Genomic DNA, 20,723 nt, shown 5'->3' with positions numbered 1-20,723 from the left:
GAAGGAGCGACCGTGGACGTCCGCAGGCTGGACCGGGACCGGCTGGGTCCCGCCAACAACCACTCGCAGCGGCTGATGCCGTGGGACACGCTGAACGCCCCCTTCGAGGGCGCCTGGTGCGTCGTCAGGCCGGGCACGGCGACCACCAGCCACGCCCACCACGAGTACGAGGTCTTCATCGCGGTCTCCGGGGAGGCCGTGCTCGTGTCCGGGGGTGAACGCACCCCGTTCAGGCCCGGCGACCTGGTCCACTTCCCGCCGTACGTGGACCACCAGGTCGTCAACGAGGGCGACGAGGACTTCGAGATGTACGCGGTGTGGTGGGACGTCCCCATGAGTGAGCGCTTCACCGCCCGCCACCACGACACGAGCCTCACCACACAGGGAGCGAGGGCTGAGCTGTGAACGAACGCCGGGCCATCATCATCGACACCCCGCCGACCTCGAACGGCGACCTGCACGTCGGGCACCTCGCGGGCCCGTTCATGGCGGCCGACGTCTACGCCCGCTACCTGCGGGCCAACGGGCGTCCCGTGGTGTTCTCCAGCGGCACCGACGACAGCCAGACGTACGTGCTGTCGAGCGCGCGGCGCAAGGGGCTCACGCCGGAGGAGCTCAGCGGCAGGTCCTGGCACGAGATCCGCGGCACGCTCGCCGGGATGGGCGTCTCGCTCGACGGGTTCGCGCCGTACGACGACCGCTACCGGGCGTCGGTGCTGTCGTTCCTCACGGCGCTGCACCGGGCGGGCAGGTTCCGCGAGAAGACGGTCATGCTGCCGTACTCCGAGCGCAGGGGCGAGTACCTCGTCGAGGGCCTGGTCTGCGGCTACTGCCCGATCTGCCTGGTGGAGAGCCGCGGCGGGCTGTGCGAGACCTGCGGCCACCCGAACAACTTCGACGAGCTGATCCGGCCGCGCTCCACCATCGACCCCGACGACGTGGTGACGCACCGCGAGGCCCGGATCCTGGTGCTGCCGATGGAGGAGTACCGCGACCGGCTCACCGCCTACTACCGGGAACGCGAGCCGCGCCTGCGGCCGCACACGACGCAGCTGGTCCGCGAGGTGCTGGCCCGGCCGCTGCCCGACTTCCCGATCACCTATCCCATCGGCTGGGGCATCCCCGCGCCGTTCCCCGAGACGCCGGGCCAGCGGATCAACGCCTGGGCCGAGGGCATGCCCGCCGTCATGTACACCACGGCGTACGCCGCCGAGCGGCTCGGCGAGCGGCACGCGGCGGACGACGAGCTGTGGCGCGCCGAGCACGACCCGGAGATCGTCTACTTCATCGGGTTCGACAACGTCTACTTCTGGGGCTTCACCCACATCGCGCTGCTGATGGCGCACGAGGGCAGGTACGCGCTGCCGGACACCTTCATCTCCAACGAGTTCTACGAGCTGGAGAACGCCAAGTTCTCCACCAGCCTCGGCCACGTCCTCTACACCAAGGACCTGCTCAAGGAGGTGCCGAGGGACCTGGTGCGCTTCTACCTCGCGATCAGCGCCCCGGAGCACCAGCTCGCCAACTTCGGGCGGGAGGCGCTGGCCAGGGTCTGCGGCGACCGGCTGGTGCGGCCGTGGAACCGGCTGGCCGGGCTGCTGGGCAAGGCCGTCGCCGACGCCGGCGCCGAGGGCGCGGACCTGCCGGTGTCCGACGAGGGCCGGCGGCGCGCCGAGGCGGTGCTCGCCCGGTTCCGCGCCTGCTACGAGCTGTCCGGCTACAGCCTCACCCGGGCCGCCAACCTGATCGTCGGCCAGCTCGACCGGCTGGTCGGCGAGGCGCGGCTCGTCCACGAGGGCCACCGGGACGCGGCGGACGATCCGGCCAGGCTCGGCGACCTCTTCCTCGACGTGCGGGTCCTGGTGGCCTGCGCCTCGCCGATCCTGATCGACCTCGCCCGGGCCGCGGGCGAGGCGGGCGGGTTCACCTGCCGGCTGGACGCCGAGGAGTTCCGTCCGGCGCGCGTCACCCCCTTCGCCCTGCCCCTGCTGGCGACCCCCGGCGACACGGCGGCCGCGCGCCGGGCCACTCTCGATCCTCAGTGAATGGTGGACACAGTGCTATCGATGATCACTCAGACCCCGGCGGACGGCGTCGTGATGGACGGCGCGGACGGCGCGCGCGTCCGCAGGGCCGTGCTCGCCGTGCGGTCGTCCGCCGCCCGCACGGTGGACGACGCCGCGACCATGGCCGCGGCCAGGGACACCTCCGACGCGCTGCCCCCGGCCCTGCGCCGGGCGCTGCGGGCGTTCCGCAGGCACTCGGGCCCGACGGGGGCGCTGCTGGTGCGCGGCCTTCCCGTCGACGAGAACCTGCTGCCCGCGACCCCCACCGTGGACGGCTCCGTGCAGCAGACGCTGAGCGGCCCCGCCGCGATGCTCCTGCTCGTCGCGTGCGCGCTCGGCGATCCGATCGCCTTCCGCGCGGAGAAGTCCGGCGCGCTGGTGCAGGACGTCGTCCCCGTGCCGGGAAAGGAGGAGTTCCAGGGCAACGCCGGCTCGGTCACGCTGTCGTTCCACAACGAGAACGCCTTCCACGAGCACCGGCCCGACTACGTCCTCCTCCTGTGCCTGCGGCCCGACCACGACCGCGTCGCGGGGCTGCGCACGGCGTGCTCACGGGAGATCCTCCCGCTGCTCACGGACGAGACGCGGCGGACGCTGTTCCTGCCCGAGTTCGTCACCGAGGCCCCGCCCTCGTTCGGCGCGAACCGCGACGCCACCTTCCCGCACGGCGTGCTGTCCGGCGCCCCCGACGACCCGGACATGCGGGTCGACCTCGCCGCCACCACGCCGCTGACGCCGGCGGCCCGAGCCGCGCTGGCCGAGCTGGGCGAGGTGTTCGACCGGACCGCGCAGAGCGTCCGGCTGGTCACCGGGGACCTCGCCGTCGTCGACAACCGCGTCACGGTGCACGGGCGCACCGCCTTCCGGCCCCGGTACGACGGCCGCGACCGCTGGCTCCAGCGGACGTTCGTCTCCGTGAACCTGCGCAGCTCACGCGACCATCGGCCGGACGACGGCCACGTCCTGGAGCGCTAGCCGCCCTTCGGCGGGCAGGGCGGGGCCGGTCTCCGCGGGGAGGCCGGTCCCGCCCCGCCCGCCGTCCTTCCGGGAGACGCGCGCCGGCGCGCCGAGGAGGCGGAGCACCTCCCGGGCGAGCCGGTCGTTCTGCCGGAACGACAGCGCGTTGCTGCGCGGCCGGGCGAAGGTCGCGAACCGCCGGATGTTGGTGAAGGGTCCGAGCGCGAAGCGGCGGGGGTGCGGGACGCCGTCCCGGGACAGGACGCGGAAGTCCTCGGGGGAGACGTGCAGCAGCCCGGTGCGGTGCGCGTACCCGTCGTCGTCGGCCAGCACGTGCTCGGCGGCCTCGCCGCTGCGGTACAGCGACCGCAGCAGCGGCTCCGTGCACGTAGGCAGGTCGGCGTCGGGCAGCCGCGCCTCGATCAGGCCGGTCGCCTCGACGGTGTCCGGCGTGCTCGCGCCGCCCGCCCGGTACACGCCCCTCTCCTCGTCCGTCTCGACCCACATGTCCGCGCCGACGAACCGCACGACGCCGGCCTCCGCGAGCGCGAGCAGCTGCCGGGTCCTCTCGCGGGGCGAGCCGCTGCCGACGTACTCGAAGAAGCCCTGCCACCAGCCGTCGACGTCCGTGACGCGCGAACGGGCGGGCAGCCTGGCGAGGCACGTCAGCAGCGGCAACTGCCCGTACACCGAGAGCAGGGCGAGGAACGCCCCGAGGTCGGCGCTGTGCCGGCGGTCCGAGCGGCGGTCGACGTCCGCCCTGATGTGCTCGCGCACGTGGTCCTGCAGATCCGCGGACCCGGGGAAGCGCAGCCCGCGCAGCGGCCTGTCGAGCGCGGCGAAGTCCAGGCGATCCGCCTTCGACGGGACGGACGCCTCGACGAGGGCGCGCAACGGCTCGCCGTCCCAGTCCAGGCCGTCGTACGCCGCGGAGAACTCCCGCCACGGCATCGCGACGCGCTCGGGATGGGCGGTGAACAGCTCGTGGTAGTAGCCGTACGCGATCTCCTTGGCCATCAGCGGCCACAGATCGTCCCAGAAGCCGATCCGGTCGCGGCCGGCCAACCGCGCGTCGACCTCGGGGGCGGAGAAGAAGCGCGGCAGCGGCGGAGGGTCGCCCACGAGCCGGTAGGAGATCTTCGAGCGGTACGGCACCCCGCGGCGCGACCCGACGTGCAGCCGGGGCTCCCTGCCCGAGGGGACGTAGCGCAGCCGGCCGTCCGCCCCCTCGGCGAAGGCGCCGCCGCGGCCCTCGGTCAGCAGCACCATCAGGTCGATGAACGCGGCGCCCATGCCGCGCATCAGCACGTCCTCGCCGGGCCGGAACACCGACAGGTCCGCGTCGGCCGAGTAGGCGCACGGCAGATGGCCCAGGGCGTGGCGGTCGGCGAAGTCGGCGAGGAGCCGCTGGTCCTTGCAGGGGACGGCGTCCAGGTGCCCCAGGGCCAGGACCACCACGTCCGCGAGCAGCGGCGCGTCGCGGTCCTCCAGCCACACGCGCTGCCGGGTGCGCGCGCCGCCCTCGATCCGGGTGGCCCGGGTCGCGTGCACGCGCACCGACACGTTCTGCGGCCGCTCGGCGACGACCTTGTCGAAGACCCAGCGCAGGTAGCGGCTCTGCACCTGGCGGGTGGCGAACGTCGTGCGGGTGACCTCGGCGCAGGCGCCCTCGGCCGCGGCCCACTCGCTCAGGGACGGCCCCGAGCGTATCGGCCCGTCGCAGGTCACGGTCTCGTCGGGGAACATGGTGACGTTCTCGGCGGTGGCGTTCATCCACATCAGCGGCGACTGCTCCTCCCGCCACACCCGGCCGCCCCCCGGTGGGTAGGGGTCGACGAGCTCGACGCTCAGCGGGCGGGACGGCGGCGTCTCGGCGGCGTTGGCGAGCAGGCGCTCCAGCACTCCCGTACCCCGTGGCCCCGCACCCACGATCACGACGACGAACGGATCCTTCTGCGTGCTTCTCATTTGTGCACCCGGTCTGTACGCAGGAATTGGTTGACGGCGGCGCACGACCCCGGAAAACGGGGCCGCGGATTCGAATCCGCCCACAACACTGCGTGCCGGTAAGGACGCGGACCAGGGATGGGAAAGTCAGCAAGCTGCCCCGCGCTGACAACTTCCTGCAATCCGGCGCGGAGAAACGCGAAAAACAAAGAAAGGCCCCGGCCGGGAAACTCCCGGCGGGGGCGGATCCACAGGAGCGGGAAAAGATGTGCTCATTCCCGCGGCCGGGGGAGGCGCGGGGTCGCCCGCCTCTCCCGCGGCGAGCGCGGGTGGCCGGCCGCGGGGAGCGGAGGTGCTCAACCGCGGTGAGTCTGGGTGCTCGGCCGTGGTGAGCGTGGGTCGCCGGCCCCTCCTGAGGGAGCGCGAGTCGTCAGCGGGCGAGGAGCAGGCGGACGCGGGTCGCGGCGGCCAGCGCGTCCGGGTGACCGGTGCGGGTGAAGACCTCGGCCGCGGTGTCGGTGAACTTGATCACGTGCTCGTCGCCGTGGGCGACGGCCGCCTCGATCACGTCGTGCAGGGCGTCGGGGTGCGCGGGCGCCTCCGGCAGGGCGTCGCGCGGCGCGGCCTCCACCGGCTCGAACGCGGCCTGCACCCCGGCGCAGGCGGCCCAGATCGCCGACAGGCTCGGCACCCACAGCTCGCGTGGCAGGGCCGGCAGCGTGTGCAGCACGGCGTTGGGCGCGGTCGCGGTGTGCACGAGGATCACCGGGCTCGCGTGCCCGTGGGTGAGATAGCGCAGCGTGGCGGCGTCCACCAGGGCCTCCAGCCGCGCCGGGACCTCGTCGGGGGTGAGCGCGGGCCGCAGCGCGGCGACGGCCTCCGGCCAGCCGGCCAGGCCGGGGAGCTGGCCGAGGCGGGCCCGGACCGGTCCGTCCTGCGAGGGGACCCGCGGCACCCGCGCCATGGCCTCGCCGGGGTCCAGATCGCCCCGGGGCTCGGCCGCGACCGGCATGCCGAGCGAGCGGGCGCCCCAGAACGCCAGGCCCTGGGCCAGCTCGGCCGCCGCGACCGCGTTCCCGTCGTCGGCCAGCAGCGTGCGCACGGCGTGGCCGACCCTGATGACGGCGTGGGTGGTGCCCGCAAGGACACCGGGCAGCAGCCGGGGCCACCACACCGCCAGCACCTCGCGCCACGGCCGCTCGGCGACCTGCCGGGTGAAGTACCCGGCCCAGTCGCCCACCCGGTCGCCGTCGCCCAGCGCCTCCCGCCAGTTCGCGTCGCCGATCGGCTCGCGGGCGGACGGCAGGTCGTCGAGGCGGTGGGCGTAGGCGTCGACCCAGCGGTGCACGGCGTCCTCGTGGCCGCGCCTGACCAGCACCTCGACGGCCATCGGCCCGTGGTTGGTGAGCCTGCTCTCCCCCCATTCGGGGCCGGTGCCCCGGAACCGCTCGTAGGCCTCGTTCAGGATCGCGCTGCTCATCGTCGCCTCCCCGGGATCGTCCGAGACCGTCACCCGGGAGAAGCTCACCGCGGGTGTGCGGAAAGCCTAACTTCCGGCGGGCGATCGCGCGGGGCGCATCGGCGGCCGCCACTCAGCACGATCGGAGAAGACACCCGTGACGGGACCGTATTGACTGGGCGCAGGGCAGAGGAGATGGTCTGATGCGCGAATGCGGGGCCGACGGCATCGAATTCCCGCGAGGCCCTTCGGTCTTTTCCACGAGACCCTTCGGCCGCCGTTCGCCGATGCCGGCCATGCCGTTCGCGGCCATTCGCGGCCATTCACGCGTTCGCCCCGGGCACCTTCCACCACCGGCTGACACCCGTTCAGGGAATCGGACATCATGACCACTGACACGAACCCGTCCCGCCCGCGCGCCATCCTGTTCATGGGCGACATGGTGATCGTCGCCCGGCAGCTCCGGCTCATCACCGAGGCCCACCGGCGGGGGTACGCCCCGCTGCTGGTCATCACCCCCGACACCGACCCCGGCGAGCTCGCGGCCTGCCGGGCCGACGACACCCACCCTCTGTCGCTGCTGGCGGACGTCGTCAACGTCGCCGAGCCCAAGGTCGACCTGGTGGTGCCCGCCATCCAGCCGCTCCTGCGCCGCTACGACGTGCGCGGCGTGCTGTGCATCGGGGATCTCTTCGTGGAGCCCGTGGGCATGGTCGCCGCGTGTCTCAACCTGCCGGGCGCGGGCGCGGGCGCCAGCCGCACCAGCCGCAACAAGCTCCTGCAGCGCACCACCGTGCCGCACCTGTCGCCGGACTTCCGCGTGGTCACCCCGGAGGAGCGCGCCGGATTCCCCGCCGAAGGGCTCTCGTTCCCCGTCGTGGTCAAGCCGGTCGGGCGCTTCTCCAGCCTCGGGGTGCGCCAGGTGAGGAACCCCGAGGACCTCCCGGCGATCCTCGCGACCTACCCCGAGGACGAGACCGTGCTCGTCGAGAGCCGCGTGGTCGGTCCTGAGTTCTCCGTCGAGGCCCTGACGCAGAACGGCGAGATCGTCTGGGCGGGCGTGACCGCCAAGGCCACCAACGAGTCCACCGGGATCTTCTTCACGGAGATGGGCCACACGTCGCCCGCCCGGCTGCCCGAGCAGCACGTACGGGCCCTGCGCGACGCGAACGCCGAGGTGCTGCGCCGCATCGGCTTCGGCGACGGCATCACCCACGCGGAGTTCCGGCTCTCCGAGGGGCGTGCAGTGCTGATGGAGGTCGCCACGCGCCTGCCGGGCGACGGCATCACCTTCCTCTGGCACCTCGCCACGGGCGAGCCGCTGGAGCCCGTCATGATCGACCTCGCCCTCGGCGAGCCCACCTCCTACCCGGTCCCCCGGCGCCGGGCGTACCAGGTCTACCTGGAGCACCCGTACGGCGGCCTGCTCGACGTGACCAGCACCGGAGCCCCGGTGTCCTGGGTCTCGGTCGACAACACCTGGCCGGTCTTCGAACCGGTCGCCGCCGACGCGCCGCCGGCCGACCACGCCGTCCTGGTCACCCAGCGGCCGGGAACCGTGCTCGGCCCGCAGACCGACTCCGAGGCGCGTTCGGTCTCCGTCGTCTTCGACGCCCCCCTCGACACGCCGGCGGACGGCCTGGCGGAGAGGTTCACCGCCACGGTGACGATCAGCGTGGCGGGCGGTACGGCCGGCGAGGGCGCGCGGGAGCTCGCGGACGCCGGGAGCCGTTCGTGAGCGACATCCCGCTGCCGGCCTTCTCCGGCGTGACGGGCGGCATGGACGCCGCCACCTGGGACGCGCTCGCCCGGGACCACTTCTACTCGTCGGCCGACTGGCTGCGCTTCTGCGCGGGCGACCGGGGCGTCACCACCGGCGGGCTGCATCTGGAGGTGCCGGGCGCCGGCACGGCCGGGGTGCCGGTGACGGCGGTGCGCTCGATCGGCAACCCGTTCTACCAGTGGCACCGCATCCTCGACGAGGCCGGGCTGCCGTCGCCCGGCCTCAGCGGGCTGCTCGTCGGAGCGCACCGGGGGTACCAGACGAACCTCCTCGCCTCGCCCGGCCTCTCCAGGGAACAGGCCGCCAAGGAGGTCCTCGCCGCCCTGGAGGACCTCGCCGGAGGGCTGGCCGCCCAGGGCCTGGCCGGCGCGGACGGCGTCCCCGTCGTCGCGATGTTCCTGTCCACGCCGGACGTCGTGGCGCTGCGCGCCGCCGGCGTACAGGCGATGCCGGTGGCGCTGCAGCCGGACGCCTGGATCCCCCTGCCCGAGGACGGCGGCTGGGACGCGTGGCTGCGCTCGCTGCCCTCCAGCCGGCGGGCCGGCATCGTCCGCAGGGACCGCAGGGTCTTCCTGGACGTCGGCTACGAGGTCGTGCACACCACGCTCGGCGAGTGCGGTCCGCGGGCGGCCCGTCTGCTGGCGTGCACCGAGCGCCGGTACGGCCACGACGCCGACGTCGGCGACCTCACGGAGTCCATCCGCATCCAGTCCGAGGCGCTCGGCGCGGCCGCCCGCGTGCTGCTCCTGCGCCGCCCGGGGGAGGAGCCCGTCGGGTACTGCCTCTACTACATCTGGGGCGACACGCTGTACCTGCGCGCCGCGGGGTTCGACTACGACCGGCTCGCCGGGGCGGCGGAGTACTTCAACCTCGTGTACTACATCCCGCTGCTCATCGCCTGCGAGAACGGCGTCCGCCGGCTGCACGCCGGCATCGAGGCGGCGGAGGCCAAGGTGCTGCGCGGCGCGGAGCTGCGCCCGCTGTGGATGCTCGACCTGTCGCGCGACAGCGTGCTCGACGGCCGCGACGACGACGTGCGGGCGTACAACGCGGCCGTCGTGGCCCGCTGGAGCGAGTCGTCCCCGGCGGTCGCCAAGGCGCTGGTGCGCGACCTGTGGGAGCCGTTCTGCTGAGACGGCGCTGACGCGCGATCTGAGAGACGTCCCATGGCCCAGGCGGCCATGGGACGTCCGCGCGTCGGGAGGCGTGGCAGGCGGCTGGCAGGAAGCTGCCGGGGCGCTGCAGGTTGCTGCATTCGATTGTGCTGTTCCGAGGATCGTGGAAAACGGAGAGTTGTTCCTGTCAGAACGAACTCCGGGGCCGAAGAGAACCCGCAGGGTCGGCCGCCACGATTCTCAAGGAACTCATCATGTCGGTTTCCACGCTGCACAGGTCGGCGGGTCACGCCGGTTCCGCGGTCCGGCCACGGGAAAGCCGGGCGTCCCGGTTCCTCGTCAACCAGGATTTCGCGAAATTCCTGCTCGCGCAGATCGTCGCGCAATTCGCGTCGAAAAGCCTCGCGGTCATTCTACCGCTCGTCGCGGTCGTCACGTTCGCCGCCACCCCCACCCAGGTCGGCCTGCTGAACGCCGCCCAGTTCTTCCCCGTCTTCGTCGTCACCCTCTTCGCCGGGGCGTGGCTGGACCGCCGCCCGCGCCGTCCCGCCCTGATCGCGGCCTACGTCGGCAACGCGATCCTGGCCGCCACCCTGCCGCTGGCCGGCTCGCTCGGCGTCGTGCACGTCTCCGTGCTGTTCTTCGTGGCGTTCGGGATGGGCTCGCTGATCGCCTTCTCCGACGTCGCCTACCAGGCGTACATCCCCAAGCTCGTACGCGGCGACCAGCTGGTTCAGGCCAACAGCCGGCTGGAGGTGGCGTTCTCGCTGGCCATGGTGGGCGCGCCCGGCCTCGGCGGCCTGCTGATCGGCGCGTTCGGGGGGTCCGCGGCCATGATGTCGGCCGTCGTCGCGTACGTGCTCGCCGCGATCGGCGTGCTGGCCATCCGCGCCCGCGAGGAGCGCCTGCCGGCGGCGGCGCGCGGCGGCGAGGGCACGCTCCGGCGGATCGCCGAGGGCATGAGGTTCACCGCCGGGATGCCGCTGCTGCGTGTGCTGACCCTCCAGGGCGCCTGGTTCAACCTCTTCGAGCAGGCGGTGCTCACCCTCTACCTGCTGTACGGCATCCGGGTGCTGGGGTTCTCCCCCCAGCTCGTCGGCCTCACGATGTCGCTCGGCGCGATCGGCGTGCTCGCGGGCTCGGGCGTGGCCCGGCTCATCGGCGACACGCTGGGCACGACCCGGGTGCTGATCCTCGGCATGGGCGTGGCGTCCCTCGCCCCCGTCGTCATCCCCCTCGCCTCGGGGTCGCAGGCCGTGCTGGTCGCCCTCACCACGCTGTCCTTCGTCGTCTACGGCGTGGGCATGACGGTGTTCAACATCTACGGCATCTCGCTGCGCCAGCGGGCCACCCCCGACGGCATGCTGGCCCGCGTCTCGGCGACGTACCGGTTCCTCGCGTTCGGCTCGATCGGCGTCGGCGGCATCGTGGGCGGCCTGGCGGGCGACCGCCTCGGCCTGCGCCCCGCCATGTTCCTCTGCATCCTCGCGCTGGCGGCCGGATGGCTCGTCTTCGCCCGCTTCCTGCCGAGCGCCGTCACCCGGTTCGAGGAGTCCGAGCGCGCCGCCGAGGAGGTGAGGTGAGGACCCGCGGAGACGCCGCAGGGGCGGAGGGGACTCCCCTCCGCCCCTGCGGCGTTCCTCAGGTCCGGCGCCGCTCAGCTCAGCGGCGCGCGCTCGCGCTTCAGCTCGCTGAACACCGGCACCGACGACAGCAGCCGCATGGCGTCGATGAGCCGGTCGGCCTCCTCTGCCGCGGGGACGCTCGCGACCACCGGGCCGAAGAAGCCGGGCCCGTCGTCGATCGCGGTCACCGGGCTGCCGCTCTCGGTGCCGACCCGCGACTGCCCGAGGCGGTGGCTCTCACCGATCAGCGTGTCGAACCCGGGGTCGTCCGCGGCGAGCAGCAGGTCGGACGGCAGTCCGGCGTCGGCCAGCGCGGCGCCGATCGTGTCCGGTGTGAGGTCGTCGTCGAGGTCGTGCACGCGGTGCCCGATCGCGGTGTACAGCGCGTCGACGGCCGGCTGGCCGAACCGCTCCTCGGCGGCGGCGAGCACGCGCAGCGCCGCCAGCGACCTCCGGTGTGCCCGGTGCAGCCTCTCGGGGAGGTCCTTGCCCTCGTTGAGGAGGGCCAGGCTCATGAACCGCCAGGTCACCGGCTCGCCGCGACGTGCGGCGACGTCCCGGACCCAGCGGGAGGTGCGCCAGGTGAAGGGGCAGACGGGGTCGAACCAGAGGGTGATGCTCACAACGTCACATCCTGTCGTCGGCGTTTCCCGGACGCCGGCGACCAACCCCCGCAGCCCGGCTCAGGCTGGCCCGGCGAGGCGTACGGGCCTCATCGTCGCACCCGGGTCCGCGCGTGTCTTATTCCAGAATGCCGCCGTGAGACGGCCCGCCCGTCGCCTCGCGGTTCCGGTCACGCGGGGACGAGTTCCGTCACCGATCCGGCCTCGTCGAGCATGCTCCGCCGTTCCAGGTCGAGGTCGGATTCGTCGCGGGTGTCCTTGAGAAGCTCGCCGCACGGCTTGTCCCCGTGGTGGATCGAGAAGTTCAGCGACGGCGCGTCCTGCCACCAGATGGTCCTCGGCGTGGAGGGAACGGCGGAGGGCGGCCCGATCACCCGTCCGATCGTCACCTCGCGGTCGCTCTGGGTGAGACGTTCGGTCAGGCTGCCGTAGACACGGGCCATCGCTTCCGGAGGACCTGGAGGCCCTCGCAGCCCTCCGCGTCCCTGCCGGCGGCGCTCGTGCTGTCCACCTCCACGGGCGGCCCGAGGGGGATGCGGTCGGTCCGGGCGAAGACCAGGTCGACCGTGAGCCGCAGGAGTGCGAACGGCCGCCGTCCCGTGAGCCTGTCGCGCGGCACGAACACCACGACGGTGGCCGTGGTCTCCTCGTCCGGGATGAGCACGGCGGCGTCCGTCACCACCTGGCCGAACTGGATGAGTTCGGCCTGCCCGTACCGGGCGAACGTGTTGTACCTCGCCGCCGGGCCGTAGTTCTCGCGCAGGGCGGCCTCCAGGCGCTCGGGGGCGGAGGCCGGGTCGGAGACCGGCGTCACGGTGGCGGGCGTGCCCGGGCCTGCCCACACGTCCCGCAGGCTTGCCGACCGTCCGCCGGTCCCGGTGCGGGCGAGGACGAACAGGTTGACCGATGTCACCACGCCGGCGCTCAGGGCGGCGGCGACGGTCAGGGCGGCGACGGCGAGGACGCGCGTCTGGCCGGAGAAGTCCGTGGACACCTCGTAGCCCAGGTACACGCACAGGAGCAGGGCCAGCCCGGCTCCCACTGCCGCGCGGCGGCGATGGTCGTCCGACGCCAGCCGCCAGGCCCGTCCGAGAGAGCCCGCGGCGTACGCCCCGATCAGCGTGAGCAGCCCGCCCTGGACGCGCCCGGGCGGGCTGCTCGCGGAGACCGAGTCGACGAGGCCCGCCGAGGCGACGAGCGACACCCAGACGACGATCACCGACAGGCCGAGCCGGTGGACGCAGGGGCCTCGAACCGCCGCTCATGACGCAAGCATGCGGTCGCCTCAGGTGGTCGCGTACCCCGGTGACGCAATCGTGATCCCCGGGCTGTGACGGGCCCGGCGGGGCCCGTCACAGGCATCAGTAGCGGGGCGGGGGATAGGTGATGTGGCCGCCGTCGTCGCCGCCGGTCCCGGGTTTGCGCGGGGTCGGGCGGATGAGGCCGAGGAGGCCGTGCTTCTCGTCGTCGGTGCCGGCGGCGAACCACAGGGCGTTCGCGCCGCCGTTGGCCGCGGTGCCGGGGGCGAGCCCCCAGAGCCCGTCGATCCGGATCGGCTTCCCCTCCGGGGTGCGCAGCGGGCCGAGGAAGCGGCCGTTCCGGGTGAACGCGTTGATCGTGCCGTCGCCGAAGTTGCCGACGAGCAGGGCCCCGGCGTACGTGCCGAAGCTCGCGGGGGCGGCCGTCACGGCCCAGGGGGCGTTCAGCGGCCCGCGGGCGGCGAGCCGTCCCCGGAAGGCGCCCGACGCGGTGAAGCGGCTGACGAAGCCCTTGCCGGGCCCGGCGACCTCCTCGTCGTGGTGGGCGTTCTGCCGCGCGTACGTGACGTAGACCGTGCCGCCCACGACGGCGACGTTGAACGGCGCGTAGCCGCGGGGCAGGGACGGGTCGCGGAACGCGTGGGGGAGGGAGACCCGGTGGAACCGCCCGTCGAAGACGACGATCCTGCCGTGGAAGAAGTCGGCCGCCAGCAGGAACGGTCCCCCGCGGGCCTGGAGCAGGGCGAGGCCCTTGAAGCTCGCCCTGCGTACCTTGGCGGCCACGACCGCGTGCGCCGGATCGGCCTTGAGGTTCCAGCCCTGGATCGTGCCGGACTCGGTGGCGAAGACGAAGGCGGCCGGCCCCGACCCCTTGGGGCCGTGGACGACGAAGTGCGGGCCGGAGTTGAACACCTGGCCCGTGGGGCCGCCGGGCACCGCGACGGTGAGCGGCTCCTTGACGACGGGCCCGGCCGTGCCGCCGCCGGAGTACACCGTGGCGACGCCGGCGTCGGCGTCGGAGACCCAGACACGCGGGCCCACGGCGATGCCCCAGGGGTTGACGAGCTTCGGATCGGTGCGGGCCGCCCGGCCGGCGACGTCCGCGACCAGGTCGATCTCCTGGAAGCGGGTGGTCGTCGCGGTGGCGGCGGGGACGGAGGCGGCGTGCGCCGGCAGGGTCGTCGTGGCGCCCACGACGAGTGCGGCGGCGCACAGGGTGATCTGCCTGATCCTCATCAGGCCTCCCGGGTCGCTCGGGGGAGCTTACGAAACAGAAACGGACGCCGGGCCGGAACGGTTCAGCCGAGCCGCCGGAGCAGGTGCCCGCGGGCGGCGGCGTCGCCGGGCGCGCCCCTCTCGGCGAGCCGGTCCGCGACGTGCCTGCGGTGGGCCTCGTCCACGTTCCCGCCGTACTTGAACTTGCCGTCCACGCGTTGCACCGCCAGCCGCAGGCCGCGGATGCCGGGCAGCCGCCGTTGGTGCCCGGCCGGGTCGGCGAGCCCGCGGTCGAGGCGGCCGAGCTGGGCGCGCAGGATCTCCAGCTTCCCGGCGGGGTCGTCGACGATCTCGGCGCGGCAGACCGCCTGCACCGCCGCGTAGTACGTCGTGGGGATCCCGAGCCGGGGGTCCTCGTCCGTGCCCGGAAGGGCCTTCCACGCCCCCTCGACGTACGCCCAGTCCCCGGCGACGGCCATCACCACCGTGGGGTTCTCCTCGACGGCGGCCCAGATCGGGTTGGGACGGGCCAGGTGCAGCAGGATCGTGGACGGGTCCGCGAGCAGGAACTGGGTCGGGACGACGACGGGCACGTCCCGGTCCCGGCCGGAGGCGACGAGGTGGCCGAACTCGTTGGCGCGGAGGAACGCCGCGGCCTCGTCCTCGCCGGCGGCGTCCCAGGGGTGGATCAGCATGCGTCCACCGTACGGCGCGGGGCGTCAGACGCCGCCCTCGTACAGGATGGCCTGGTGGCCATCTGCAGGACGAACTCCTGGATGAGCAGCTGGTGCGTCTCCTTCTCGCGCACGATCGGGAAACGGCCTCGGCCAGGTGGTTGAGGCCGAGCGCCAGTCCGAGCTGCTCGGCCGTGGCGAAGGCGCGCCCAGGGCCTGCTGGACCCGCTCCGGCAGCTCCTGCCCGTCAAACGCCCGTATGTGCGGCTCCTCGACGGCGTCCACGGCCGACTCGGCCAGCCGCCGGAACGTGGACTGGGTCAGGGCCACGTTGCCGAGCCAGGCGGCGACCTTGTCCAGCCGGCCGGCCCAGTACTCCTCGTCCAGCTCGACCAGGACGACGCTCTCCGTCTTCGTCAGGCAGGAGTGCGGGCGGGCCAGGTACACGGGCGGGCCCGCCATCGGCGGCGGGTCCTCGATGAGCCGCTCCGGGTCGCGGCTCCACACGTCGTTGCCGGTGAGCGTGACGTCCTGCCCCGGGACGTCGCACGCCTTCGGGTGCTTGGCCAGGTCGACCGTGAACCCCTGCGGCAGGCACACGCCGTTCTGCGACGCCGAGCCCTGGGCGAAGTACACGAGGCCGTCCGGGGCCGAACAGCGGGCCGCCGGGCTCGTGCCAGCCGCCGTTCGGCAGCCCGTGGACGACGACCGTCCGCTCGCCCGTCGCCAGGTCGTACCGGTCGATGTGCGTGTGGTAGCCGCCCTTGACGCTGACGTAGATCGCGCCGTCCCGGTACGCCACGCCGCGCGGGCCGCCGAGCACCTGAAGCCCTCGGGGACCACCACGTCCGCCCTGTCCACCCGGGGCCGGACCTGCGTCGGCAGCCCCCCGAGGGTCTCCGCCGGCGAGCGCGCGACATGGACGGTCATGACGCCTCCCCTTTGGTGAGACGTCACTTTTCATACCCTTTGTCGCTTTTCCCGTACCCCTACGAGGCCGGAGGCGGTCGTCGGGAAGGTCCGTCAGGCGGCCGCGGCGCTGTCCACGATCTGCGCCTTGAGCGGGGCCAGGGCCGACGCGATCGCCGCGATCGTGTCGTCCGCGACGCCGCACGCAGCCAGGGCAGCCGCCAGATGGCCGACGACCAGGTCGAAGTGCGCCGCCGTGACGCCCAGGCCGGCGTGGGCCTCGCCCATCGACTTCCCGCGGTACTCCTGCGGCCCCCCGAGCGCGGCGGCGACGAAGCTGCGCTGGTGCGCCTTGAGCCTCCTCATGTCGACGTCCGCGAAGTACTCCCGCAGCGAGGGGTCGCTCACCACGCGCGCGTAGAACTCCTCCACCGTCGCGTTCACCGCCTCGGCGCCGCCGATCCGGTCGAAGATGGACGTCATCCCGTTCCTCCCGCCTGCCGTACGACACGGTGTGCTGAACAGGAGGATCACCGGGCGCCGTTCCACCTCGATGAAGAGGCGCGAATGAGTTGGTGATCGGCGCATCACGCGGTTGACGTGGCGGAAACATCCGGCACGGGTCAGTGCGCGCGGCAGATGTTCTGCGTGGCCGTCCGCGCCGTGGGCAGCGGGGTCGGCGCGCCGGCGGCGGCGCCCGGGGTCGCGGTGGCCACCGTCACCTTCGACACGTCGTGGGCGCTCTGCCCGACGACCACCTCGATGCCGGACACGTCCGGCTGCTCCCGGAGCTTGGCGCCCGGGATCGCGGCGGCCACCGTCCGGGCCGAGTCCTCCCGGCCGGGCGGGTAGCGGATCACGGTGGTGGCGAAGTCACGCTGGACGGTGTCGCCGGGCGCGGCCGGCACCATGAACCCGTCCGCGACGAGCGCCGCCTTGGTCCTGGCGCCCAGCCCCTTGATCAGCGTGCCGTTCAGCACCCGCAGGGAGATCCGCTGCGGCGGGATCGTCAGCGCGGTCGAGGTCGGGGACGGCGACGCGGAGGGAGCCGCCGAGGCGCCGGCGGAGGGGGACTCCGAGGCCGAGGCCTTCGGCGAGGGGGCGACGAGCGGCTGGTCGGCGTCGATCCGCTGGAACAGCGTGCGGGCCCCGGCCTTGTCCCAGAGCACGGCGGACTCGCCGGTCGGCGCCTTGTAGTTCACGTCGGCCAGCGGGACGGTCGCGAACGACACGTCGTCGGTCGAGACGTCCCTGAGCTGGCCGGCCAGGCCGAGCAGGTCCTGGGCGAGCGCGTTGTCGACCGTGAGCGTCTTCAGCGTCGAGCTGACGAACGCGCCCAGCTTGGCCGGGTTGGCCAGCGTGCCGCCGCTCAGCGCCTTGTTCAGCAGCGCGGAGATGACCTGCTGCTGGCGGTCGATGCGGTCGAGGTCGGACCGGGCGGTGGCCCGCGTGCGGGCGTAGGCGAGCGCCCGGACGCCGTCCAGGGTGTACGTCCCGGGCTGGAGGGTCAGCTTCGTCTTCGGGTCGTCGATGGCGACCGGCGTGCAGACGGTGACGCCGCCGAGCGACTGCACCACGTCGATGAAGCCGAGCACGTTCACCTCGACGTAGTGGTTGATCGGCAGCCCGGTGAGCTGCTCCACGGTCCGTACGGCGAGCTTCGGCCCGCCGAACTGGTACGCCGAGTTGATCTTGTGTTCGCCCTTGCCGGGGATCGTCGTCCAGGTGTCCCTGGGGATGCTGACGACGGTGACCTTGCGGTGGTCGCGCGACAGGTGGATCACCATCATGGTGTCGCTGCGCTCGCCGACCTCGCGGCCGAGGTGGAGTTGGTTCTGCTGCCGCCGGGACAGGTCGTCGCGCTTGTCCACGCCGACGAGCAGGATGTTCATCGCACCCTGCGACGTGTTCTGGCTGGTGCCGGCGTCGACCGCCTTGATCTGGCTGGCGGCGTAGTTGGGCACCATCCACAGGACGGCGGATCCGGCCAGCACGACGCCCGACAGGGAGCCGGAGATGATCAGAGATCTGACGTTCGTCCGCTTTCGTCGGGCGCGCCTGGCCGCGATCCTCACTCCGCCGTAGCCGTCGCCCCCAACGCGGACGGCGGAGTCCTCATCATGGTCCCCAGGCATTCCGTCCTCCGGTTGCCGTCTCCACCCCTCCGTACAGTAGCGTGAGCGCGCCATGAAGCCCTTTCCCGACTCGCGCCACACGCGGCCGGCGCCAACGCGCGAATGGCCGCCGGTCTCGGTGATCATGCCGGTGCTCAACGAGGAGCGGCACCTGCGCGACGCCGTGCGGCAGGTCCTCGACCAGGACTACGAGGGCCCCCTCGAACTCGTCATCAGCGTCGGCCCGTCGCACGACCGCACGCAGGAGGTGGCCGACGCGATCGCCGCCGAGGACCCCCGCGTCACGGTCGTGGCCAACCCGACCGGCCGCACCCCCAACGGGCTGAACGCGGCCATCGCCGCCTCCCGCAACCCCATCGTGGCCCGCGTCGACGGGCACGCGATGCTGCCGGCCGACTACCTCCGCACGGCCGTCGAGACGCTGGAGGAGACCGGGGCCGACAACGTCGGCGGCATCATGGCCGCCGAGGGGGTCACCCCGTTCGAGCAGGCCGTGGCCGCGGCGATGACGTCGAAGATCGGCGTGGGCAACGCCCGGTTCCACACGGGCGGGCAGCCCGGCCCGGCCGACACCGTCTACCTCGGCGTGTTCCGCAGGTCGGCACTCGACCGGGTGGGCGGCTACGACGAGCACTTCCAGCGCGCGCAGGACTGGGAGATGAACCACCGCATCCGGGAGACCGGCGGCCTGGTGTGGTTCCAGCCGCGCATGCGGGTCTCCTACCGGCCCCGGCCCAACGTCCGGGCGCTGGCCAAGCAGTACTTCCACTACGGCCGCTGGCGGCGGGTCGTCTCCCGCACCCACCAGGGCACCATCAACCTGCGCTACCTCGCCCCGCCGACGGCCGTGGCCGCCATGGCGGCCGGCCTGGTCGCGTCGCCGTTCTTCTGGCCCGGCCTGCTGATCCCCGGCGCCTACGTCGCGGCGATCCTGGCCGGCTCGGTGCTCACCGGCCGCGGCCTGCCGCCCGCCGCGCTGGCCCGGCTGCCGCTGGTGTACGCCACGATGCACCTCTCGTGGGGCACCGGGTTCCTGACCAGCCCGCCGAAGCTGAGCAAGCAGCAGCCGGAGCCGGAACGGGCCCGGCTCCAGGACTTCTTCGAGGACTGACACCGCCACCCGCACGACCGGCCCGGCCGGCTCAGTCGCGGCCCGGCAGGGCGAGCGACTCGGGCCGGCGGGCGGCCTCCAGTCGCTCCAGCCGGGCGGCCGACCGGATGCAGGCCCGCCTGACCTCCTCCTCGAACCGCGCCACCGGGTCGGGATGGTCGGCGCCCAGGAGGTAGGCGCGCAGCGCGCGACGGGCGGCGGCCATCGGGTCCTCGCCGCCGGCGAGCCGCCGCAGCACGTCCGGCAGCTCGCCGAGGTCCGGGCCGAGGAGGTACGCCGCCCCGGCGGCCGGGTAGCGCTCCCGGAACTCCCCGGCCGGCAGCCCCGCCACGTTCGTCACGGCGTACGGCTTGCCGCTCGCCACGAAGTCGGAGACCACGCTGCTGATGTCGGCGACGAGCAGGTCGGCCTCGTTGAAGCAGTCGTACAGGCCGGGCTCGCCCCCCGTCACGGCCAGGTGCGGGAGGGACGAGCCCTCCGCGGCCTCCAGCAGCGCCACGATCTCCCGGTGGGCGGCGCGGGCGCGGGGCGACCGGTGCCCGGTCAGCGGATGGGGCTTGTAGACGACCCGCGCCCCCCGGTCCAGCAGCGCGCGCACGAGCGCGGGGCCCATGGCCTGGATCGAGCTGTGGAACAGGTCGTCCGTCCAGCCCTCCCACGTCGGCGCGTACAGCACGGTCCGGTACGGCACGGCCCCCTCGGCGTGCGGGCTGGTCCGCAGGACGGCGGCGAGCTGGGGACGGCCCACCTCCACGACGGCGTCGTCCCGCACGCCGACGTCGGCCCGCAGATAGCGGTCCCGGCCCGCCGGCCCGGCCACCCACACCTCGTCGTACACCTTCGTGTACGGGTTGAACGACGCCTCCTTGTCGCTGTCGCCGTGCCCGATGAACACGCTCCGCACGCCCGGCATCCGCAGCATGTGGATGTTGTTGCCGACGTTGGCGGGGAACAGCGCGACCCTGGCGGAGTCGAGGCCGCGGAAGTTCATCAGGTCCACCGAGGCGGGGACGCACACCACCGGCAGCGTGGTCGGCCCCAGCGCGTTCAGCAGCGACCGCTCGCGCAGCACCACCAGCGACCGCAGCGAGAGCCGCTCCATCGTCGGCAGCCACATCGTGGCCTGGTAGACGGCGCTCGCCGGGCCGGAGAAGTAGAGCAGCACCTCCGGCCGGTAGGCGCGGACCTCGTCGTCCACGGCCGCGAGCACCCGGCTCCGGTCGCGCAGGTGGGCGGCGCGCCGGGCGTGGACCAGCAGCGCGAGCACGGCCGCGCCCTCGGCCGCCAGGGCGGCCCCGGCGCCGGCGGCCCCGGCCCACCCCCACCCGGCCAGGGCGCCGGACGCGGCGAGCCCGACCGGCAGCACGTCGAGGTAGAGCAGCCGGGTGCCCCGCCAGACGAGCAGCGCCCTCGGCGGCGCGGGCGGGATCCGCAGCGACGGCAGGTCGAGGTTGCGGGTGGTCACCGGCCGCTGGTTGTGGCAGCGGTCGAGGAACAGGGCGAGCCACGTCTGCGCCGCCCGCCCGAGATGGAACGCGAACAGCCCGGCCGCCAGCAGCGCGTACGCCCAGGGACGCCCGGGCGCCGACCGCGCCAGCAGCAGGACCGCGGCCGTCTCCCGTGTCATGAACCGCACGGTGGCGCTCAGGTGCGCCCTGCCGAGCGCGTCGGCCGCCCTCCCGGGCAGCGCCGCCTCCCCGGCGTACGACAGCGGCACGAGGACCGCGAAGGCCCACGGCGCGGGCCACAGCGCGGCCGCGAGCAGAGCCGCGCACGACGCGAGCAGCAGTGCGGTGAGCAGGCCTTTTCGCCCCCTCATCGTTCCCCCCATGTGTCGCGGCCCCC

The 20,723-nt window shown here is 73.5% G+C and carries 18 protein-coding genes; 7 read left to right on the top strand and 11 right to left on the bottom strand.

The window, feature by feature from the left end:
- Positions 1-12: 12 nt before the first annotated feature.
- The 3 genes from Mco01_RS28250 to Mco01_RS28240 are packed head-to-tail and all read left to right on the top strand — an operon-like array spanning position 13 to position 3,041.
- Positions 13-405: a cupin domain-containing protein gene (locus tag Mco01_RS28250; protein ID WP_239103964.1), complete on the top strand. Its 393-nt coding sequence runs from the start codon at positions 13-15 to the stop codon at positions 403-405.
- Complete coding sequence (locus Mco01_RS28245; protein WP_204059899.1) at positions 402-2,045, top strand: class I tRNA ligase family protein; 1,644 nt, start codon at positions 402-404, stop codon at positions 2,043-2,045. The genes Mco01_RS28250 and Mco01_RS28245 overlap by 4 nt, the downstream gene beginning before the upstream one ends.
- A 21-nt stretch (positions 2,046-2,066) precedes the next feature.
- Complete coding sequence (locus Mco01_RS28240) at positions 2,067-3,041, top strand: TauD/TfdA family dioxygenase (protein WP_204059898.1); 975 nt, start codon at positions 2,067-2,069, stop codon at positions 3,039-3,041.
- Here the strand turns inward: Mco01_RS28240 and Mco01_RS28235 are convergent.
- Both Mco01_RS28235 and Mco01_RS28230 read right to left on the bottom strand, forming a co-directional pair.
- A complete protein-coding gene (locus Mco01_RS28235) occupies positions 2,997-4,991 on the bottom strand; it encodes an FAD/NAD(P)-binding protein (RefSeq protein WP_204059897.1) in 1,995 nt (664 codons plus the stop codon). The genes Mco01_RS28240 and Mco01_RS28235 overlap by 45 nt on opposite strands.
- A gap of 409 nt (positions 4,992-5,400) precedes the next feature.
- Entirely contained in the window at positions 5,401-6,450 is a 1,050-nt protein-coding gene (locus Mco01_RS28230; RefSeq protein ID WP_204059896.1) for a questin oxidase family protein, read from the bottom strand.
- Between the two features lie 364 nt (positions 6,451-6,814).
- Here Mco01_RS28230 and Mco01_RS28225 point away from each other — a divergent pair, with 364 nt between their 5' ends.
- The 3 genes from Mco01_RS28225 (at position 6,815) to Mco01_RS28215 (ending at position 10,910) form a co-directional block, all read left to right on the top strand.
- Positions 6,815-8,167, top strand: coding sequence for an ATP-grasp domain-containing protein (locus Mco01_RS28225; protein ID WP_204059895.1), 1,353 nt, complete (start codon positions 6,815-6,817; stop codon positions 8,165-8,167).
- On the top strand, positions 8,164-9,345 hold the full coding sequence (locus tag Mco01_RS28220; protein ID WP_204059894.1) for a GNAT family N-acetyltransferase: 1,182 nt from the start codon (positions 8,164-8,166) through the stop codon (positions 9,343-9,345). The genes Mco01_RS28225 and Mco01_RS28220 overlap by 4 nt, the downstream gene beginning before the upstream one ends.
- 236 nt (positions 9,346-9,581) lie before the next feature.
- Positions 9,582-10,910, top strand: coding sequence for an MFS transporter (locus Mco01_RS28215; protein WP_204059893.1), 1,329 nt, complete (start codon positions 9,582-9,584; stop codon positions 10,908-10,910).
- Between the two features lie 74 nt (positions 10,911-10,984).
- Here the strand turns inward: Mco01_RS28215 and Mco01_RS28210 are convergent, their stop codons facing one another.
- From Mco01_RS28210 to Mco01_RS28175, 8 genes are all read right to left on the bottom strand, one after another.
- Positions 10,985-11,575 (bottom strand): DsbA family protein, encoded by a 591-nt coding sequence (locus tag Mco01_RS28210; RefSeq protein WP_036328048.1) that lies wholly within the window; start codon positions 11,573-11,575, stop codon positions 10,985-10,987.
- A gap of 170 nt (positions 11,576-11,745) precedes the next feature.
- On the bottom strand, positions 11,746-12,018 hold the full coding sequence (locus Mco01_RS28205; protein WP_204059892.1) for a hypothetical protein: 273 nt from the start codon (positions 12,016-12,018) through the stop codon (positions 11,746-11,748).
- The gene (locus tag Mco01_RS28200; protein ID WP_204059891.1) at positions 11,994-12,779 is read right to left on the bottom strand and encodes a hypothetical protein; all 786 of its coding nucleotides are present in this window, start codon (positions 12,777-12,779) and stop codon (positions 11,994-11,996) included. The genes Mco01_RS28205 and Mco01_RS28200 overlap by 25 nt, the downstream gene beginning before the upstream one ends.
- Positions 12,780-12,936: 157 nt before the next feature.
- Complete coding sequence (locus Mco01_RS28195) at positions 12,937-14,070, bottom strand: TIGR03118 family protein (RefSeq protein ID WP_204059890.1); 1,134 nt, start codon at positions 14,068-14,070, stop codon at positions 12,937-12,939.
- Between the two features lie 62 nt (positions 14,071-14,132).
- The gene (locus tag Mco01_RS28190) at positions 14,133-14,744 is read right to left on the bottom strand and encodes an FMN-binding negative transcriptional regulator (RefSeq protein WP_204059889.1); all 612 of its coding nucleotides are present in this window, start codon (positions 14,742-14,744) and stop codon (positions 14,133-14,135) included.
- 24 nt (positions 14,745-14,768) lie between these two features.
- On the bottom strand, positions 14,769-15,359 hold the full coding sequence (locus Mco01_RS28185; protein ID WP_204059888.1) for a hypothetical protein: 591 nt from the start codon (positions 15,357-15,359) through the stop codon (positions 14,769-14,771).
- A gap of 387 nt (positions 15,360-15,746) precedes the next feature.
- The gene (locus Mco01_RS28180; protein WP_204059887.1) at positions 15,747-16,115 is read right to left on the bottom strand and encodes a group I truncated hemoglobin; all 369 of its coding nucleotides are present in this window, start codon (positions 16,113-16,115) and stop codon (positions 15,747-15,749) included.
- A 140-nt stretch (positions 16,116-16,255) separates the two neighbouring features.
- Positions 16,256-17,767: an LCP family protein gene (locus Mco01_RS28175; RefSeq protein WP_204059886.1), complete on the bottom strand. Its 1,512-nt coding sequence runs from the start codon at positions 17,765-17,767 to the stop codon at positions 16,256-16,258.
- 52 nt (positions 17,768-17,819) lie between these two features.
- On the opposite strand from Mco01_RS28175, the gene Mco01_RS28170 reads away from it, so the two are divergent.
- Positions 17,820-18,878 (top strand): glycosyltransferase family 2 protein, encoded by a 1,059-nt coding sequence (locus Mco01_RS28170; RefSeq protein ID WP_204059885.1) that lies wholly within the window; start codon positions 17,820-17,822, stop codon positions 18,876-18,878.
- 31 nt (positions 18,879-18,909) lie between these two features.
- Here Mco01_RS28170 and Mco01_RS28165 read toward each other — a convergent pair whose 3' ends face one another.
- Entirely contained in the window at positions 18,910-20,697 is a 1,788-nt protein-coding gene (locus Mco01_RS28165; protein WP_204059884.1) for a CDP-glycerol glycerophosphotransferase family protein, read from the bottom strand.
- Between the last annotated feature and the right edge of the window lie 26 nt (positions 20,698-20,723).

The organism is Microbispora corallina, from assembly GCF_016863035.1.
In the GTDB taxonomy this organism is placed as follows: domain Bacteria; phylum Actinomycetota; class Actinomycetes; order Streptosporangiales; family Streptosporangiaceae; genus Microbispora; species Microbispora corallina.
Note: the sequence above shows the minus strand (reverse complement) of the source record. Positions and strands in the feature narration are given on the sequence as shown.

Bases quoted from the DNA above. Each gene is read 5' to 3' on its own strand.
- Mco01_RS28205 (WP_204059892.1), bottom strand. From the start codon at position 12,018: ATGGCCCGTGTCTACGGCAGCCTGACCGAACGTCTCACCCAGAGCGAC.
- Mco01_RS28230 (WP_204059896.1), bottom strand. From the start codon at position 6,450: ATGAGCAGCGCGATCCTGAACGAGGCCTACGAGCGGTTCCGGGGCACC.
- Mco01_RS28180 (WP_204059887.1), bottom strand. From the start codon at position 16,115: ATGACGTCCATCTTCGACCGGATCGGCGGCGCCGAGGCGGTGAACGCG.
- Mco01_RS28195 (WP_204059890.1), bottom strand. From the start codon at position 14,070: ATGAGGATCAGGCAGATCACCCTGTGCGCCGCCGCACTCGTCGTGGGC.
- Mco01_RS28165 (WP_204059884.1), bottom strand. From the start codon at position 20,697: ATGAGGGGGCGAAAAGGCCTGCTCACCGCACTGCTGCTCGCGTCGTGC.
- Mco01_RS28175 (WP_204059886.1), bottom strand. From the start codon at position 17,767: ATGCCTGGGGACCATGATGAGGACTCCGCCGTCCGCGTTGGGGGCGAC.
- Mco01_RS28215 (WP_204059893.1), top strand. From the start codon at position 9,582: ATGTCGGTTTCCACGCTGCACAGGTCGGCGGGTCACGCCGGTTCCGCG.
- Mco01_RS28240 (WP_204059898.1), top strand. From the start codon at position 2,067: ATGATCACTCAGACCCCGGCGGACGGCGTCGTGATGGACGGCGCGGAC.
- Mco01_RS28190 (WP_204059889.1), bottom strand. From the start codon at position 14,744: ATGCTGATCCACCCCTGGGACGCCGCCGGCGAGGACGAGGCCGCGGCG.
- Mco01_RS28225 (WP_204059895.1), top strand. From the start codon at position 6,815: ATGACCACTGACACGAACCCGTCCCGCCCGCGCGCCATCCTGTTCATG.
- Mco01_RS28170 (WP_204059885.1), top strand. From the start codon at position 17,820: ATGAAGCCCTTTCCCGACTCGCGCCACACGCGGCCGGCGCCAACGCGC.
- Mco01_RS28235 (WP_204059897.1), bottom strand. From the start codon at position 4,991: ATGAGAAGCACGCAGAAGGATCCGTTCGTCGTCGTGATCGTGGGTGCG.